The organism is Duganella sp. CF517 (assembly GCF_900110275.1).
In the GTDB taxonomy this organism is placed as follows: Bacteria; Pseudomonadota; Gammaproteobacteria; order Burkholderiales; family Burkholderiaceae_D; genus Rugamonas.
On sequence record NZ_FODC01000001.1, the window covers coordinates 657,794 to 675,692 of the forward strand.

Here is a 17,899-nt window from a genome sequence, read left to right on the forward strand (position 1 = left end):
AGCTTCAAATGAAACTGACTCGCTTCAGGGCCGCGTTACGCCTGTCCTGTTCACTGCCCGTCCTGCTGTCGCTGATGGCCGCCACCGCCGCCGGCGCCGCCATCGACCCCGCCCTGCAAACCGCGCCGGCCGACGGCTTCGCCGGCCAGGCCGGCGGCACCGCCGGCGGTTCCGCCGCGATCCCGTCGCAGATCTACACCGCCACCAATCGCGCCGAGCTGCTGGCGGCGCTGCGGCGCGGCGCCGCCAACCCGAAGATCGTCAAACTGCGCGGCACCATCGACATGAGCGAAGGCGTTCCGTTCGCAAACACCGGCGACCAGGCCAGCCGGGGACTGATACGCCTGCCCAGCAACACCACCCTGATCGGCGAGGGCGCGGGCGCCGGCATCGTCAACGGCCATATCGTCGTCGCCGGCGTCTCCCAGGTCATCGTGCGCAACCTGAAAATCGTCAATCCCTGCGACGTCGGCCCGGTCTGGGACCCCAACGACGGCGCCCTGGGCAACTGGAATTCGGCCTTCGACGCCATCGGCGTGACGACGTCGGACCACGTTTGGATCGACCACAACACCTTCACCGACGGCGCCATGACCGACGACAAGCTGCCGATCGAAAATGGCCAGATCAAGCAGTGCCACGATGGCGCGGTCGACATCACCAAGGCGTCGGACTTCGTGACGGTGTCGTACAACGTCTTCGGCCAGCACCGTAAAAATAACCTGATCGGCTCCAGCGACAACGACCCCGCCGATACCGGCAAGCTGCGCGTCAGCTTCAGCAACAACGTCTTCCGCGACATCGTCAGCCGCGCGCCGCGTGTGCGCTATGGCCAGATCCACATGTTCAACAACTACTTCGTCGGCAGCAAGGCGAATCCGGTCTACCCGCACGAATACTCGATCGGCGTCGGCCACGCGTCGCAGATCCTGTCGCATAACAACGTGTTCGACATCGCCGGCGCCGGCGCCGGCGGAATTGCGCTGCGCTGCGACGACGTCGTCGAACCGATAGGCGGCACCATCCCCGGCGCCTTCAGGGACACCGGATCGACGCTCAACGGCGCCGCGCTGGCCGGCTGCTCGGTGCCGAACGGCGTCGCCTTCAGCGCGCCGTATGCGTATGCGGCGCGTCCACTGGCGCTGGTCAAGGCCAACGCGCTGGCGCAGGCCGGCGGCGGCAAGCTGTCGACGACCGTCAGCGGCAGCGGCGACGTCAGCCCCGACACCACCGTCACGCTGAACTGCCCGCCGTCGGGCCTCTACTTCTGCGACGACTTCCAGAACGGCGGTACCGCCAACTGGAACCTGTTGCCGGTCGCGGGAGCCAACGGCAGCTTCAGCGTCAAGGCCGAAAGCATCGGTGCGACCAACATGGTGATGCAGTACACCGCCGCCTCCACCGGTGGCGTGCTGGCCCTGCTCAAGCCGGCCGCGTTGAGCGCCGTGCCGTCGGCCGACTACTACGTCGAGGCGCGCATCAAGCCGATGACCAACAGCACGACGGGCAACAAGCAGCTGTATCTGATCACCCGCTACCAGGACGCGGCCAACTGGTATGGCGCCGGCCTGAATGTGCAGAACTCCAGCGCCACCACGCAAGTGGAGATCGCGCGCATGCTCAACGCCACCTTGTCGCGCCCCAAGCAGGTGCGCAAGCCGATCGTGATGGACGCGCAGTTCTACACGGTGCGCTTCGAGATGATCGGCACCGCGCTGACCGTCTACCTGGACGGCGAGGCGCTGGGCACCGTTTCCGACGCCTCCTTCGCGCAGCGCGGCCTGGTCGGCCTGTACACCACCAACAAGTCGTTCCAGATCGACGACGTGCGCATCGGCGATCCATCGCTCAAGCCGGCGCAGTTGACGCTCAACCCTACGTCGCTGAACTACATCGCCGAGGTGGGCGACACGCCGTTGACCGTTAACGTCAACGCCGTCAAGCCGGATGGTACGGTGGACTCCTTCGCCGCGACCTCCAGCAAGCCCGGTGTGGCCGCCGTCGCCACCAGCGGCGGCGCCTTGACCGTCACGCCGCTCGGCGCGGGCACCGCCACGATCACCGTCTCCAGCGGCTCGGACCCCACGCTGCAGCGGACCATCTCGGCCACCATCAGCCCGCGGTTCGTGCAGCCGTCGCAAGCCTATCCGCTGATCGGCGCCACGCATCCGGCCGCCGCCGCCCCATCGGCCCACGTCGACGCCGCGCTCAGGCTGACCTTCGACAACCCGCCGACATTGGGCGCGGGCGGCAGCATCCGCATCTTCCGCAAGGCGGACGACGCGCTGGTCGATGTCATCCGCCTGTCCGGCGAGACCGATACGCTGGGCTACGCCGGCCAGGCGGCGGTCCGCAAGGTCAACACCACGCCGGTCACCATCAGCGGCAACACGGCGACCATCCAACTGCACAGCAACAAGCTGGAATACGGCACCGAGTACTATGTCGCCATCTCCAACGGCGTGTTCGGCGGCGCCTCGCTGGGTGGCATCCCGTTCGTCGGCATCGGCAAACTGGGTGACTGGTCGTTCACCACGCGCGCGACGGGACCGGCGCCGGGTAGCGCCAGCGTGACCGTGGGCGCGGCCGACGACGCCGACTTCGCCACCGTGCAGGCGGCGCTCAACTACGCCATGAAAGACGTGGCGGCCAACGATCCGCTGACCATCAAGGTGCGCAACGGTACGTACACGGAACTGCTTTACCTGCGGGGCAAGAACAACGTCAGCATCGCCGGCGAAAGCCGCGACGGCGCCGTCATCCAGTACACCAACTACGACAGCCTGAATAGCGGCACCGGCGCCAGCCAGTCGCCAGACAGCTCGGCGACATCGGGCGGCCGCTCGGTGATGCTGGTGGAAGCGACGGACATGCTGACCCTCGATTCGATCACGCTGCGGAACACCACACTGCGTTCGAGCACCATCTCGGCCCAGGCGGAGGCGATCTACTTCAACAGCGACAACGGCCGGCTGGCGGCGAAGAACGCCGCCTTTTTCAGCGAGCAGGATACGTTGAACCTGAAGGGATACGCCTGGTTTTACCGCACTCTGGTGGCCGGCAATGTGGACTTCATCTGGGGCGGCAGCCGCGCCGCCCTGTTCGAGGAAAGCGAAATCCGCTCCGTCGGCGACACCACCAGCGCCACCGGCGGCGGCTACATCCTGCAGGCGCGCGTGCCCAACGCCACCGACAAAGGCTTTGTCTTCCTCAACAGCCGCCTGACGCACGGTCCCGGTCCGGGCCCGCTGCACGGCGACGTGCCGGACGGCGCCACCTGGCTGGCGCGCAGCCCCGGCGGCACCGCCACCTGGGACAACATCGCCTTCGTCAACACCAAGATGGATACGCACGTCGCCGCGGCGGGATGGGCCGGCGCGGGTGTCAACGGCCAGCCCGCGCCCAATCCGGCGACGCCGACGGCGGCCAGCGGCTGGCGCGAATACGGCAGCACCACCCTGGGCGGCGATCCGATCAACCTCGCGGCACGCGTGGGCGGCTTCCAACTGAGCGCCTCCGACGTCGCCGCCGGTTTCGCCAACCGCGCGCTGGTGTTCTCGGCGTGGAACGGTGGCGCCGGTTGGGATCCGCAACCATAGCGGTCAGCGACGGCGCCGCGCCGGCGCCGGATTGAAGGCCGCGCCCCGCCCAAGCCCGGCCTTCGAGCCGCGGCCTTCAAACTGTCATGTCATAGTCATAAGAATCAGGTAGCATACCGGGGCGCATGATAGGCTATTCGGTTTTACCAACCGCTTTTGCTAACCGCTTTTGCTAACCTTCTCACCTGACGACGACCCAACATGACGAAGAAATTGTCCCTGCCCGTACTCGCGATCGCGACCACCTGTTTCGCCCTGCACGCCGGCGCCATCGCCGCGCCGGCCGCCAAGGCCACTTCCGCCAGCGCCCAGCCCAAGCTGGTCGTGGTGCTGGTGGTCGACGGGCTGCCGAATGAACAGGTGCAGCGCTACCGCGACCAATTCGGCGAGGGCGGCTTGCGCCGCCTGCTGGACCAGGGCGCGTCGTTCAGCAACGCGCACCAGGCGCACGGCGTCACCGTCACCGCGATCGGCCACAGCGCCGTGCTGACCGGCGCCTACCCTTACGTCCACGGCATCATCGGCAATAACTGGATCGATCCGGTCACCAAAAAATCGGTCTACTGCACCGAGGACACCAACTACACCTACATCGGCGAGCACACCGATCCGAGCGACGGCACCGCGCCGACCAAGCTGCGGGTCGACACGCTGGGCGACCAGCTGCGCTACGCCACGGGCAACCGCAGCAAGGTGGTCGCCGTCTCGGGCAAGGACCGGGGCGCGATTCTGCTGGCGGGTAAAACCGGCACCGCGTACATGTACATGGAACAAACCGGCAATTTCGCCAGCAGCACCTTTTATATGAAGTCCCACCCGGCTTGGGTGCAGACATACCAAACGGCCAAGCCTCAGGACCGCTACTACGGCAAGGCGTGGGCGCCGCTGCTGCCGGAATCGGCGTATGCCGGCGACGCCAGCGAGGAGCTGACCCCGGCCAAGCCGGGTGGCCATAACCGCCTGCCGTACACCTACTACAGCGAGAGCGGCAAAACCGACGCCGGCTACTACAACAACCTGAAAACCGGTCCGTTCCTCGACCAGCTGACCCTGGACTTCGCGCAGGCCGCGATCGAAGGCGAAAACCTAGGACGCAATCCAGACGGCGTGCCGGACCTGCTGGGTGTGAGCCTGTCGGCGCACGACTACGTGAACCACGCCTTCGGCCCGGAGAGCAAGCTGTCGCACGACCACCTGCAGCGGGTCGACCGCATGCTGGCGCAGTTCTTCAATTACCTGGACAAGCGGGTGGGAATGGACAATGTGCTGGTGGTGCTGACGGCCGACCATGGATTCGCCAACACCGCCGAATTCTCGCAATCGCGTCATCTGGACGCGCAGCGCATCAAGGGCGACCAGTTGATGAAGGACCTGGGCAAGCACCTGTCGGATAAATTCGGCGGCGCCAAGCTGCTGACCGCGTGGTCGCTGCCTAGCGTGCACCTGGACTACGAGCAGATCGAAAAGAGCGGCCTGCGTCGTGCGGATGTGGAAAACACCGCCGCGCAATTCCTGCTGCAGCAAAAAGGCATCGCCGACGTCTTCACCCGCACGCAGTTCGAGAGCGGCGCGGTGCAAGGCACGCGCATGGCGACTTTGATGCGCCGCGCCTGGAACCGCGAATCGTCGGGCGATCTGCTGGTGGTGACGAAGCCGTACTGGTACTTCGGCTACGGCGACACCGGCACCACGCACGGTTCGCCGTACGCGTATGACACCAATGTGCCGCTGCTGATCATGGGCAAACGCTGGATCAAGCCGGGGAACTACGGCCAGTACGCCGAGGTCGTCGACATCGCGCCCACCCTGGCCAACATCCTGCGCGTTCGCCCACCGGCCGGCGCCGAGGGCCGGGTGTTGACCGAGACCCTGCGTTAAGTCAGAGGCCTAATTCAGGCTGGCCAAATACTGGTTCAAATGCTCGAAATTGAGCGGCTTGGAAAAATGGTGGCTGAAGCCGGCCGCCATCGCCTTGCGCGCCGACTCGCTGTCGGCCGAGCCGCTCAACGCGATAATCGGCAAGGCCTCTGTGCCGGGCATGCGGCGAATCGCCCGCACCGCGCCGAAACCATCCATCCAAGGCATCCCCAAATCCATGATGATCGCCTTCGGCATCGCGTCGCGCACCGAGTCGCACGCCTCGTAACCGTTATGCGCAGCCGATGTCTGGTAGCCGTGGCACTGCAGCAGCGCCGATAACGACTCCACCACATCGACATTGTCGTCGACGACCAGTACTTGATTTGCGTTTGCCATGTTTGCCTCGTTAATGATGAGTTCGCGTTATTGATGAGTTCGATGGGTTCGATAAGTCATCCTAACAATGCCTATACGCAATGTATGTTCGCTAACGCACCTTGGCCGAACGGCCGTGACCTCGAAAATCGGTCGCCAATGGAAGGGCTTCCAGCTATAGTTGCCACTCTTTCCTTCCGGGCCACAAAAGACATGAACAAATTCGGTTTGCTGCTGATCGCCTTCGGCGTTTTCACCTCTTCCCTGACCGTGTACGCGGCGGCGGCCGGGGCGCCGCGCGCCACCACCGCCACCGGCGTGGTGCAAGGCACGCTGGAGGCGTCCGGCGTGACATCGTATAAAGGCATCCCGTTCGCCGCGCCGCCGGTGGGCGATTTGCGCTGGAAGGCGCCGCAGCCGGCGCAGAAGTGGACGGGCGTGCGCAAGGCCGACCACTTCGGCCCGCGCGGCATGCAACTGCCGCTGTTTAGCGACATGGTGTTCCGCTCCAACGGCATGAGCGAGGACTGCCTGTACCTGAATGTCTGGACACCAGCCAAGTCGCCGAAGGCGAAGCTGCCGGTGCTGGTGTACTTCTACGGCGGCGGCCTGGCCACCGGCGACGGCTCCGAGCCGCGCTACGACGGCGAGGCCATGGCCGCCAAGGGCATCGTCACGCTGACCGTCAACTACCGTCTCAACGTGTTCGGCTTCCTGGCGCACCCGGAACTGAGCGCCGAGTCGCCCAACAAGGCATCCGGCAATTACGGCCTGATGGACCAGGCGGCGGCGCTGAAATGGGTGAAAGACAATATCGCGGCCTTCGGCGGCGATCCCTCGCGCGTGACCATCGCCGGCGAATCGGCCGGTTCGTGGTCGGTCAGCGCGCAGATGATTTCGCCGTTGTCGAAGGGATTGATCGCCGGCGCCATCGGCGAAAGCGGCTCGCTGCTCGGCATGAACCCGCCACCGGCACTGGCCGACGCCGAAAAAGCCGGCGCCGCCTTCGCCGAGAACATCGGCGCGCCGACCCTGGCCGCGCTGCGCGCGCTGCCGGCGCAGCAACTGCTCGAGACGCTGCGCCAGCCGGGCGCGCCATGGTTCAGCGCGACCCGGGACGGCTACGTGCTGCCACGCGCGCCGGGCGCGATGTACGCCGCCGGCGAACAGGCCAAGGTGCCGCTGCTGGCCGGCTGGAACTCGCACGAGGGCCACTACAAGCAGGTGCTGGGCGACACCGAGCCAACAGAAGAAAACTTCAACGCAGTGCTGAAAAAATTCTACGGCGACCAGGCCGGCGCCGCGCGTCTCGCCTACGCCGGCGACGTGAAACAGGCGGCAACGGAGCTGGCCAGCGATGGCTTCATCGTCTACGGCACGTGGAAGTGGATCGATACGCATGCCCGCACCGGCGGCAAGCCGGTGTATCGTTATTACTACAGCCGCCCGCGCCCCGGCGACACCGGCGCCGCCCACTCGGCCGAAATAGAATACGCCCTGGGTAACCTCGACGGGAATAAAGTGTATGCGTGGAGCGCCGAGGACCGCGCGCTGTCGACACTGATGCAAGGCTACTTCGCCAACTTCATCAAGACCGGCAATCCGAATGGCGCCGGCCTGCCGGAATGGCCGCGCGCCAGCAGCGGCGCGGGTTCCCGCCTGATGCACCTGGACGCGACGTCGCGCGCCGTCACCGCCACCGACGACGCCCGCTTCCAGTTCCAGGACGCCGAGATGCAAAAAAAACACTGACCAGGGCCGGCGGCGGCAAAAGCGGTTCATGTAAATAATATAAACCGTATCATCGATTGTATTTTATTGTATCTGCCGGTGATACTTTAAGAAGTTGCGATACACTAGTTTCTTTTCTTCTGACAAAGATCAGGAACACAGAATATGCGCAAAACATTCGGCTTCGTCGCCATTTGCTTTACGGTGTCCGCCTTCGCGGCCGAACCTTTCGAGGACAAGTTCCGCCAGCTGGACGAGGTTCTCCCCAGCGCGAACACCTACCGCACCGCCTCCGGCGCCCCCGGCGCCGCCTACTGGCAGCAGCGCGCGGACTACACCATCCGCGCCACCCTCGACGAAGCCAAACGCTCTCTCACCGGCAGCGAGCAAATCCGCTACCACAACAAGTCGCCCGACACGCTGAACTACCTGTGGGTGCAGCTGGACCAGAACATCTTCAAAAAGGACTCCGACGCGCGCATGATGTTGACGCAGCCGTCGCGCGAGGCGTGGGCCAAGCCGCCGACCGCGAACGACAGCTACAAGTTCGAAGGCCTGCGCGGCGTGCTGGCCGGCCGCGACTTCGACGGCGGCTTCAAGATCAAGAGCGTGAGCGCCGGCGGCCAGCCGCTGAAATACGTCATCAACCGCACGATGATGCGCATCGACCTGCCGACACCTTTGAAGCCGGGCCAGAGCTACGCCTTCAATATCGACTGGTCCTACAACATCAACGAACAAAAAGTGCTGGGCGGGCGCTCCGGCTACGAGAGCTTCGAGGAAGACAAGAACGACCTGTTCGAAATCGCCCAGTGGTTCCCGCGCATGGCGGCCTACTACGACGTGACGGGCTGGCAGCACAAGCAGTTCCTCGGCGCCGGCGAGTTCACGCTGGAATTCGGCGACTACGACGTCCAGCTGACGGTGCCGGCCGACCACGTGGTGGCCTCCACCGGCGACCTGCAAAATCCCGGCGAGGTGCTGAGCGCGGCGCAGCGCGACCGCCTGGCCAAGGCGAAGACCGCCACCAAGCCGGTGCTCATCGTCACCCAGGAGGAAGCGGAAAAGGCCGAGAAATCCGTCAGCACCGCCACCAAGACCTGGCACTACAAGGCCGCCAACGTGCGCGACTTCGCGTGGGCGTCGAGCCGCAAGTTTATCTGGGACGCGCAAGGCTACAAAAAGGACGGCACCAACGTGATGGCGATGTCCTACTATCCGAAGGAAGGCAATCCGCTGTGGGGCCAGTACAGCACCCAGGCCATCATCCATACCATCGAGCAGTACAACAAGTACAGCTTCGACTACCCCTACCCTGCGGCGATCTCGGTCAACGGTCCGGTGGGCGGCATGGAATACCCGATGATCTCGTTCAACGGTCCGCGTCCGACCAAGGACAAGAAGACCGGCGCGCTGACCTGGTCGCAGCAGACCAAGTATGGCCTGATCGGCGTGATCATCCACGAGGTGGGCCACAACTACTACCCGATGATCATCAACTCGGACGAGCGCCAGTGGACCTGGATGGATGAAGGGCTTAACACCTTCGTACAGTATCTGGCAGAGCAGGCGTGGGAACAAAACTACCCGTCGCGCCGGGGCGAGCCGCGCAACATCGTCGATTACATGCGCAGCCGGAACCAGGTGCCGATCATGACCAACTCGGAGTCGCTGCTTCAATTCGGGAACAACGCCTACGCCAAGCCGGCCACCGCGCTCAATATCCTGCGCGAGACCATTCTCGGACGTGAGCTGTTCGATTACGCCTTCAAGGAATACGCCAGCCGCTGGAAGTTCAAGCGCCCCACCCCGGCCGATTTCTTCCGCACGATGGAAGACGCCTCCGGCACGGATCTGGACTGGTTCTGGCGCGGCTGGTTCTACACCACCGACGCGGTCGACATCAGCGTCGACGGCATCAGCGAATACGGCGTGAGCACCAAGGACCCGGAAAAGGAAAAGGCCTGGAAGAAGGCGCAGAAAGAGGCGGAGCCGATTTCTGTTTCGCAGCAGTTGAACAAGGCGATGCCGAAGCGCCTTGACAGCCATCCGGAGCTAAAGGACTTCTACAACGAGCATGACGAGTTCACCGTCACCAACAAGGACCGCAACAGCTACGCGGAGGCGGTCGGGAAGCTGGAGCCGTGGGAGAAGAAGCTGCTCGACCAGGGCAAGCACCTGTACCTGGTGGACTTCTCGAACATCGGTGGCCTGGTCATGCCGCTGGTGCTGGAGATTGAACTCAAGAGCGGCAAGAAGTACATCGAGCGCGTTCCCGCCGAAGTATGGCGCTTCTCGCCGAAGAAGATCACCAAGTTGATCGTCACCGACGAGCCGATGGTCGGCCTGACGCAGGACCCGTACTGGGAGACCGCCGATATCGACACCAGCAACAATGCCTGGCCGCGCAAGCTGACGCAGTCGCGCGTGGAGCTGTTCAAGACCGAACGTGACCGCAATAACCTGATGCGCGACTTCAATACCCCGCTCAAGGTCAAGGGTGACAAGTCCGGCAAAGCGGACGACGACAACAAGGACGCGGCGGACGAATGACCCCGCGCGCCCTACGCTCGTTGGCCTTGGCCGTGCTGGCATTCGCCGGCACGGCGGCCGGCGCCCACAATTTTCACATGGGCATAGCCGATATCAGCTACAACGAGCGCACCGGCAACACCGAAATCGTACACACCTATACGTCGCACGATGTCTCCACCTTGCTCGCCAATCTGTACGGCCGCAGTTTCGACCTGGGCCAGGCGGACAGCGAACAACCGCTGCGCCGCTACGTCGAAAAGCAGTTCCAGCTCGCCGGCCCGGATAACCAGCGGCTGCCGCTGCAATGGATCGGCGTGAAGGCCGACGCCGACAGCGTCGTCATCTTCCAGGAGATCGCCGGCACCAGACTCAAACCCGGCACTCGCATTCACAACCTTCTGCTGATAGACTTCCTGCCTTCGCAAAAGAACACAGTGAACCTGCAAACAGATGGCGCCATCCAAACCCTCATTTTCGATCAAGACCACATCGATCAAACCGTGCGCTAAGCGTCTGATCCCGCTGGCGCTGGCGACGATCGCCTTCCACGCACCGGCCCACGCCGACGAACTGCTGCAAAGGGTGACCATCGACGGTTCGCGCGCCAACCAGTTAGGCGTCGCCGATGCCGCCAGCGCCGGCAGCGTGTCGCAAAAGGAGCTGGCGGCTCGCACCGTCTACCGTCCGGGCGAACTGCTGGAAGCGATGCCCGGCCTGATCGTCAGCCAGCATAGCGGCGAAGGCAAGGCCAATCAGTTCTACCTGCGCGGCTTCAATCTGGACCACGGCACCGACCTGCGCACCACCGTCGACGACATGCCGGTCAACCAGCGCAGCCACGCGCACGGCCAGGGTTGGACCGATCTCAATTTCCTGATACCGGAACTGGCGGTGCGGCTCGATTACAAAAAAGGCCCCTACTCCGCCGAGGACGGCGACTTCGCCTCCGCCGGCGCGGCATCGGTGGTGTACGCCAACCGGCTGACGCAAGGCCTTGCCAGCGTATCGGCCGGCCAGAACGGCTATGGCCGCGCGCTGCTCGCGGATTCCGTCGAACTGCCGCGCGGCAGCCTGCTGTACGCGCTGGAAGTGCTGCACAACGACGGACCGTTCGAAAATCCGGACAACTATCAAAAGCTCAACGCGGTGCTGCGCTACAGCGAAGGCTACGCCAACAACGGCTTCAATATCGGTTTGATGGCGTACCGCGCGGACTGGAACGCCACCGACCAGATTCCGCTGCGCGCGGTGCGGGACGGACAGATCGGCCGCTACGGCGCCATCGACCCGACCGACGGCGGCGAGGCGCACCGCTACAGCCTATCGGGCGCGTGGCGCCGCACGACGCAGGATAGTTCCTCCAAGGTCAACGCCTACATCATCGCCAACCAGTTGGACCTGTTCTCCAATTTCACCTACTTCATGGACGATCCGGTACGTGGCGACCAGTTCGCGCAGCCGGACAAGCGCGTGACCAGCGGCCTGAATGCGAGCCATAGCTGGCACCAGCACGGCGAGGGCTGGAACAGCGAGACCACCATCGGCCTGCAACTGCAGAACGATAATATCTTCAATGGTTTGTACAACACGCAGGCGCGCCAACGCGTCTCCACCACGCGCCAGGACCACATCGTCGAGTCCAGCGCCGGCCTGTTCATCGAGAACAGCACGCGCTGGAACGACGCATGGCGCACGGTGGCCGGCGCGCGTATCGATGGCTACCGCTTCGACGTGGGCAGCGATCTGGCGGCCAACTCCGGCACCGCCGACGAACACCTGGCCAGCCCTAGCCTTAGCGTTATCTACGGGCCGTGGAAGACGGCCGAGCTGTACGCCAATATCGGCATCGGCTTCCACAGCAACGACGCGCGCGGCGCCACGATCGCCATCGATCCGAAAACCGGACTGGCGACCGGCAGGGTCTCGCCGTTGGTGCGTTCACGCGGCATGGAGTTGGGCGCGCGCAGCACCTGGCTTCCAGGCCTGCAGTCGTCGTTCTCGATCTACCGCCTGGATTTCGATTCCGAGCTGACCTTTGTCGGCGACGCCGGCACCACCGAGGCGGGGCCACCGAGCCGCCGCTACGGCGTGGAATTGTCGAACTACTACAAGCCGCTCAAATGGCTGTCGGTCGACCTGGATTTGGCCTATGCGCGCGCGCGCACGCGCGGCGAAGCGCCGGATGGCAACCGCATCTCCGGAGCGATCGAGGGGACCGGCCAGCTGGCGGTGACTGTCGATAATGGCGGGCCGTTTTCCGGTTCGCTGAAGCTGCGCTACTTCGGTCCGCGTCCGCTGATCGAAGACAACAGCGTACGCTCCAATTCCAGCATGACCCTGAACGGCCGCCTGGGCTGGAAGATCGCCCCCGACCTGTCGCTGGAACTAGAGGCGTTCAACCTGACCAACCGCCGCGATTCCGCCATCGATTACTACTACGCCTCGCAGTTGAGGGGCGAAGCGGAGCCGGTGACCGACATCCATTTCCACCCCATCGAATCGCGCTCGCTGCGGGCGACGCTGCTCAAGACCTTCTAATCAGCCGGCGCGCTCGTTCAGCATCGGGAAGCCGCGCTGGTGCCACACCGGATAGGCCGGCGACACGTCGCTGGCCGCTTCCAGCAGCGCGTTCTGCTCCGGGCTCAAACGCCAGCCGGTGGCGCCGATGTTATCGATCAGTTGCTGTTCGTCGCGCGCGCCGATGATGACGCTGGAGATGGTCTGCTTCCCCAGCAGCCAGTTCAGCGCCACCTGCGGCACGGTCTTGCCGGTTTGTTCGGCCACCACGTCCAGCGCGTCGACGATGCGGAACAGGCGCTCCTCCTCGAAATGCGGGCCGGTGCCGGCGATGTCGTGTGCGCGGGTGCCCGGCTTGGCCGGCTGTCCGCGCCGGATCTTCCCGGTCAGCTTGCCCCAGCCCAGCGGGCTCCAGACCATCGCGCCGACGCCCTGATCCTCGCCCAGCGGCATCAGCTCCCATTCGTAGTCGCGGTTCAGCAGCGAGTAGTAGATCTGGTGCGCGACGTGGCGCGGATAGCCGTAGCGGTCCGACACCGCCAGCGATTTCATCATGTGCCAGCCGGAGAAGTTGGAGCCGCCGATGTAGCGCACCTTGCCGTCGCGGACCAGCTGGTCCAGCGTCGACAGCGTCTCTTCGACCGGCGTGTTGTTGTCCTGGCCGTGCAGCTGCAGCAGGTCGACATGCTCGACACCCAGGCGCCGCAGGCAGTTGTCGACGGCATCGATCAAATGCTGGCGCGAGGAGCCGAAATCGTTGGCGCCGCCGCCGGTGGGGAAAGTGACCTTGGTGGAGATGAGCAGGCGGTTGCGCTTGCCCTTGATGGCTTGGCCCAGCACTTCCTCCGCCAGGCCATCCGAATAGACGTCGGCGGTGTCGAACATCGACACGCCGTGTTCAAGGCATACATCGATCAGGCGCGAAGCGCCGCCGGCATCGGTGCTGCCCCAGGCTTTGAAGAAGTCGTTGCCGCCTCCAAAAGTCGCCGTGCCAAAACTGAGCTCCGGCACGCGCAAACCGGATTTTCCTAAACGATTGTGATTCATGGCTACCCTCCAGAACGTGAAACGCGCCACGGCAAGGTGGCGCGTTGGTTCCCGATTGTAGCGCGGACGACAACATCACGTCGTCCGCCAAATTAAAAGCCTACCCGAATCAGAACTCTTCCCATTCGCCGCTCGACGTCGCGGCGGCGGTGGTCTTGGCCTTCTGCGGCGATGCCAACGGCTTGGCGGCGGGCTTCGCCACCGGCTTCGGAGGCAGCTTCTTCGCCACCGGCGCGCTACGCACGGCCGGACGTGCCGGCGGCGTGTAGCTGACCTGCTGCGCGCCGATCGTGAACGCGCTGACCACACGTTCGAGTGCATCCGCCTGGTCGCGCAGGGTTTGCGCAGCCGCCGCGGTTTGCTCCACCAGGGCCGAATTCTGCTGCGTGGTTTCGTCCATCTGCGTGATCGACTGGTGCACCTGGGCGATACCGTCGTTCTGTTCCTGGGTGGCGGCGCTGATTTCGCCGACGATGTCGGTCACCTGCTTGATGCTGGAGACGACTTCGTTCATCGTCGAACCGGCCTGCTCGACCAGCTTGGTGCCGGAACCGACTTTTTCGACCGAATCGTCGATCAGCGCCTTGATCTCTTTCGCCGCCGCCGCCGAACGCTGCGCCAGGTTGCGCACTTCGGTCGCAACGACCGCGAAGCCGCGACCTTGCTCACCGGCGCGCGCCGCTTCGACCGCCGCGTTCAACGCCAGGATATTGGTCTGGAAGGCGATGCCGTCGATGACCGAGATGATGTCGACGATCTTGCGCGACGATTCGTTGATCGAACCCATGGTCACGACCACCTGTTCGACCACGCTGCCGCCCTGCGCCGCGACGTCGGACGCCGAGCGTGCCAGCTGGTTGGCCTGGCGCGCGTTGTCGGCGTTCTGGCCGACGGTGGACGTCAACTGCTCCATGCTGGCGGCGGTTTCCTCCAGCGAGGCGGCCTGCGACGAGGTGCGGTTCGACAGGTCGCCGGTGCCCGATGCGATCTGCTGCGAAGCCGTGCCGACCGCGCTGGTGGCGGCGCGCACGGTGTCGATCACGCCGGCGATCTGCTCCAGCAGCTTGTTGAAGGCGACGGCGGTGTGGCCGATTTCGTCCATGCGCTGGACCGGGATCTTCTGCGTCAGGTCGAGCGTCTGGCTGACGTTGACCAGGGTGCTGCGGATGCTTTCGAGGCTGTTCTTGATGATGCTATAGAGCTGCCAGGCCAGCGCGCCGGTCACCAGCAGGCCAAGCACGATCACCGACAGCATCAGGCGGAACGCGAAGGTGTACGCCGCGCTGCTCTCGTTGCGGATATCGTCGCTCAGCTTGTTGTTATAGGCGATGTGGTCGTCGAAGCCTTTTTTCAGCGCGCCGGCGGTCAGTGCCAGCGGCGTGCCGGGCATCAGCGTCGCGCGCACCGCGTCCATGTCGCCGGCGTGGGCGCCGGCCAGGAACGGAATCAGCGCCTGGCGATAGGCCGCCATGTTGGCCTTGTCGGCCTCCAGCAGCTTGCGGTCGGTCTCGTCGAAGATGCGTTCCTTTTCATAGGTCGCGATGACGGTGTCGAACTTGGCATGGGCGTCGTTGTACGCCTTGTCCAGCGCCGTCTTGTCGGTCAGGTTGGAGAACACCGACAGGCGGTAGCCGGCCAGGCGGCTATCCGCGAGGTAGCCTTTGGCCTCGTTCAGGCCCGCGATGCTGGGGTCTAAACGGGTTTGCACCAGGTCCAGCCGCGCTTGGGCGCGCGACAATTGATTCAGGCCGGTGAAGCCGACGAAGATCAGCGCCAGCAGCGCCAATGACAGGGTCAGAATCAAGCGCTTGGTAATAGTCATGGTGACTTTTCTCATAAAAGTGTTAAAAGATTCGATTATTGCTCGGCTACATTTAAGTATACCGGAACCGTATTACCACAAGACAACAATGAGAAGATTTACGCTGCGCCGCAACCAAAACGCAACGCATGCATCCATTAAGTGACGCATTGCGTTGCGCTTGTTGCAAGGAAGCTTAGTCAGAAGACCACAAACCCGTGTGTGCCGTCGCGTCCGAGCTGCTCGACCAGGCCAAACTCCCAATCGAGATAGGCCTGCATCGCCTCGTCCTGGTTATCGGTGCCCTCGTAAGGACGGCGATAACGATCGATCAGCGGGGACGCCAAGCGCGTCGGCCCCTGCTCCAGCGGCAGTCCGGCGGCGGCCCACGCCGCCGTCCCGCCGGTGAGTACGTGCACCGGCAAATCGGTCAGTGCGCGCAGGTCGCCGGCGACATAGCGCGCCAGCAGGCTGCTGCCGCAGGTGAGCACATAGCGTTTGGCGCCGGGCGAAAGCTTCGAGACGACCGCCGGCAATTGGGAGCGCAGCGCGAACCACGCGCCCGGAATATGACGCTTTTGATAATTGACGCCGGAGGTGAAGTCCAGCAGCACCGTTTGCTCCGGCGCGTCGGCGAGCCATTGCGCAAGGGCCTCCGTGCCGACTTCGCGTACTTCCTGGTGCGGCGGAAGGTCGTCGGCCCATGCCTGCGTGAGATTGAAGTCGGCCGCTAGCAAGCCTTCGACCACATAAACCTCGTGATTCATCTGCGCCAGCCAGTGCGCGGTGAGGTTGGCGCGCACGCCATCGCTGTCGGCCAGCACGATGCGGGCGCCGCGCACGGGCGCGAACTGTTCGGTTTCCTGCACCAGTTGACCGCCGGGGGCGGAGCGGAAGCCAGGCAGTCGGCCGTCGCGGAATTCCGCCGGGCCGCGCACATCGAACAGATAGATGGTGCGCGTGGCGTCGGCCCGCAGTTGGTCCAGTCCGGCGCGATCAATTCTGCGCACGCCGGTGCGGTCGGCCAGCGATCTGGCGTCGGCGGCGGCGCTCAGGCGGTTGTCGTCGGACGCCGGCGGATAGCTTCGCGACTGGCCGTGTTCCAGTTTTTGACGGGCCAAAGTCCAGCCTATCGTGCCGTTGCGCAGTGCAGCAACCGGATTGGGGATTCCGGCGTTAATCAGCGATTGGGTGCCGATGATGCTGCGGGTCCTGCCCGCGCAGTTGACGATAATTTGTGTCTTCGGGTTCGGCGCGAGCTCGCGCGCGCGCAGCGCCAGCTCCGCGCCGGGCACGCTGAAACTGCCCGGAATGCTCATGGTCTGGTACTCGTCGTAGCGGCGCGCATCGAGGATGACGATGTCCTTGCCGCCGTCGATCAGCGCCTTGACCTCCGGCGCCGACAGCGACGGCGTGTGGTTGCGGGCTTCCACCAGCTCGCCGAAGGCTTTGCTGGGCACATTCACGTCGCGGAACAATTCTCCGCCGGCGGCCTGCCAGCCGGCCACGCCTCCCGCAAGCAGCGAGACGTCGGTGTACCCCAACTGGCGCAGGCGGCTGGCGGCGGCTACCGCAAGGCCCTCGCCGCCATCCAGCACGACGATTGGCACATCGCGGCGCGGCAGCTTGGCGTAGGCATCGAGTTCGATGCGGCCGTAAGGCAGGTTGGCGGCGAACAGCGGGTGCGCCTGCGCGTGCGGGTCTTCCTCGCGCACGTCCAGCAGCGCGATCTCGCGTCGCGCCAGCAGGTCCTCGCGCACTTGCTGCGGGCTGCGGTAAGGGAAGCCAAGCAGGCCGGTTTGGAGCAGGTTTTTAGTCATGGCTTTCGGATTCCTTGGATTGTGTTTGGCGATCAGGCGGCATTGGCGTAACCGGAGCGGAAAGGCTTGACCGCGCCTTCCGGCGTGAACACGCTGCGGTCCACCGCGCCGATGTCGGCGCCGTAGACGTGGATACCGATCGAGATGCGGTCGTCGTAGGCGTTGAAGACCTGGTGGATGTCGCCCAGCGTTGGCGACACGGCCGTCACCACACCTGTTTCCAGCCGCTGCGGCTGACCCACCTTTTCCAGCACGCCGTCGGCGCGGCGGCGGTAGTCCTGCGAGATCTCGGCGCCGCGCAGCAGGCCGGCCAGGCCCCAGACCGTATGGTTGTGGATCGGCGTCGACTGGCCCGGTCCCCAGACGAAGCTGACCACCGAGAAGCGCGCCGCCGGATCGCGGTACAGCAGGTATTGGCGGTAATACTGCGGGTCCGGCAGCGCGGCCTGCTGCGGCAGCCAATCGTCGTGGGCGACCAGGTCGCGCAATAGTTTGGAGCCCTGCGCGACGATTTGCGTTTCGTCCGCTTCCGGCCCCTGCTCCAGCAGGGCATCCAGCGCCTCGACGAAATGCCGCAGGCGGGCCGGCGTTTCAAAACCTGGTGATGTACTCAT

11 protein-coding genes are annotated in these 17,899 nt (G+C 64.6%); 6 read left to right on the forward strand and 5 right to left on the reverse strand.

All coding sequences use genetic code 11. From position 1 onward, the window contains the following. Positions 1-8: 8 nt before the first annotated feature. Both BMX85_RS02760 and BMX85_RS02765 read left to right on the forward strand, forming a co-directional pair. Positions 9-3,599, forward strand: a complete 3,591-nt coding sequence (locus BMX85_RS02760; protein WP_090314144.1) for a pectinesterase family protein — start codon at positions 9-11, stop codon at positions 3,597-3,599. A gap of 201 nt (positions 3,600-3,800) precedes the next feature. After that, positions 3,801-5,477 (forward strand): alkaline phosphatase family protein, encoded by a 1,677-nt coding sequence (locus BMX85_RS02765; RefSeq protein WP_090314145.1) that lies wholly within the window; start codon positions 3,801-3,803, stop codon positions 5,475-5,477. Positions 5,478-5,486: 9 nt separating this feature from the next. On the opposite strand, the gene BMX85_RS02770 is transcribed toward BMX85_RS02765, so the two are convergent. Further along, positions 5,487-5,855: a response regulator gene (locus tag BMX85_RS02770; RefSeq protein ID WP_090314146.1), complete on the reverse strand. Its 369-nt coding sequence runs from the start codon at positions 5,853-5,855 to the stop codon at positions 5,487-5,489. Positions 5,856-6,047: 192 nt separating this feature from the next. On the opposite strand from BMX85_RS02770, the gene BMX85_RS02775 reads away from it, so the two are divergent. From BMX85_RS02775 to BMX85_RS02790, 4 genes are all read left to right on the forward strand, one after another. Further along, positions 6,048-7,586 (forward strand): carboxylesterase/lipase family protein, encoded by a 1,539-nt coding sequence (locus BMX85_RS02775; RefSeq protein ID WP_090314147.1) that lies wholly within the window; start codon positions 6,048-6,050, stop codon positions 7,584-7,586. Positions 7,587-7,730: 144 nt separating this feature from the next. After that, the gene (locus BMX85_RS02780) at positions 7,731-10,118 is read left to right on the forward strand and encodes a M1 family metallopeptidase (protein WP_090314148.1); all 2,388 of its coding nucleotides are present in this window, start codon (positions 7,731-7,733) and stop codon (positions 10,116-10,118) included. Further along, positions 10,115-10,609 carry a DUF6702 family protein gene (locus BMX85_RS02785; protein ID WP_090314149.1) on the forward strand — a complete coding sequence of 165 codons (495 nt, stop codon included), beginning with the start codon at positions 10,115-10,117 and terminating at the stop codon, positions 10,607-10,609. The genes BMX85_RS02780 and BMX85_RS02785 overlap by 4 nt, the downstream gene beginning before the upstream one ends. Continuing rightward, positions 10,551-12,638 (forward strand): TonB-dependent receptor, encoded by a 2,088-nt coding sequence (locus BMX85_RS02790; RefSeq protein ID WP_090314150.1) that lies wholly within the window; start codon positions 10,551-10,553, stop codon positions 12,636-12,638. The genes BMX85_RS02785 and BMX85_RS02790 overlap by 59 nt, the downstream gene beginning before the upstream one ends. Here the strand turns inward: BMX85_RS02790 and BMX85_RS02795 are convergent, their stop codons facing one another. The 4 genes from BMX85_RS02795 to BMX85_RS02810 form a co-directional block, all read right to left on the reverse strand. Further along, positions 12,639-13,664: an aldo/keto reductase gene (locus tag BMX85_RS02795; protein WP_090314151.1), complete on the reverse strand. Its 1,026-nt coding sequence runs from the start codon at positions 13,662-13,664 to the stop codon at positions 12,639-12,641. 109 nt (positions 13,665-13,773) lie between these two features. After that, positions 13,774-15,486 carry a methyl-accepting chemotaxis protein gene (locus BMX85_RS02800; protein WP_090314152.1) on the reverse strand — a complete coding sequence of 571 codons (1,713 nt, stop codon included), beginning with the start codon at positions 15,484-15,486 and terminating at the stop codon, positions 13,774-13,776. A gap of 179 nt (positions 15,487-15,665) precedes the next feature. Next, a complete protein-coding gene (locus BMX85_RS02805) occupies positions 15,666-17,285 on the reverse strand; it encodes a rhodanese-related sulfurtransferase (RefSeq protein ID WP_090314153.1) in 1,620 nt (539 codons plus the stop codon). A gap of 32 nt (positions 17,286-17,317) precedes the next feature. Further along, on the reverse strand, positions 17,318-17,899 hold the full coding sequence (locus BMX85_RS02810; protein WP_090314154.1) for a cysteine dioxygenase family protein: 582 nt from the start codon (positions 17,897-17,899) through the stop codon (positions 17,318-17,320).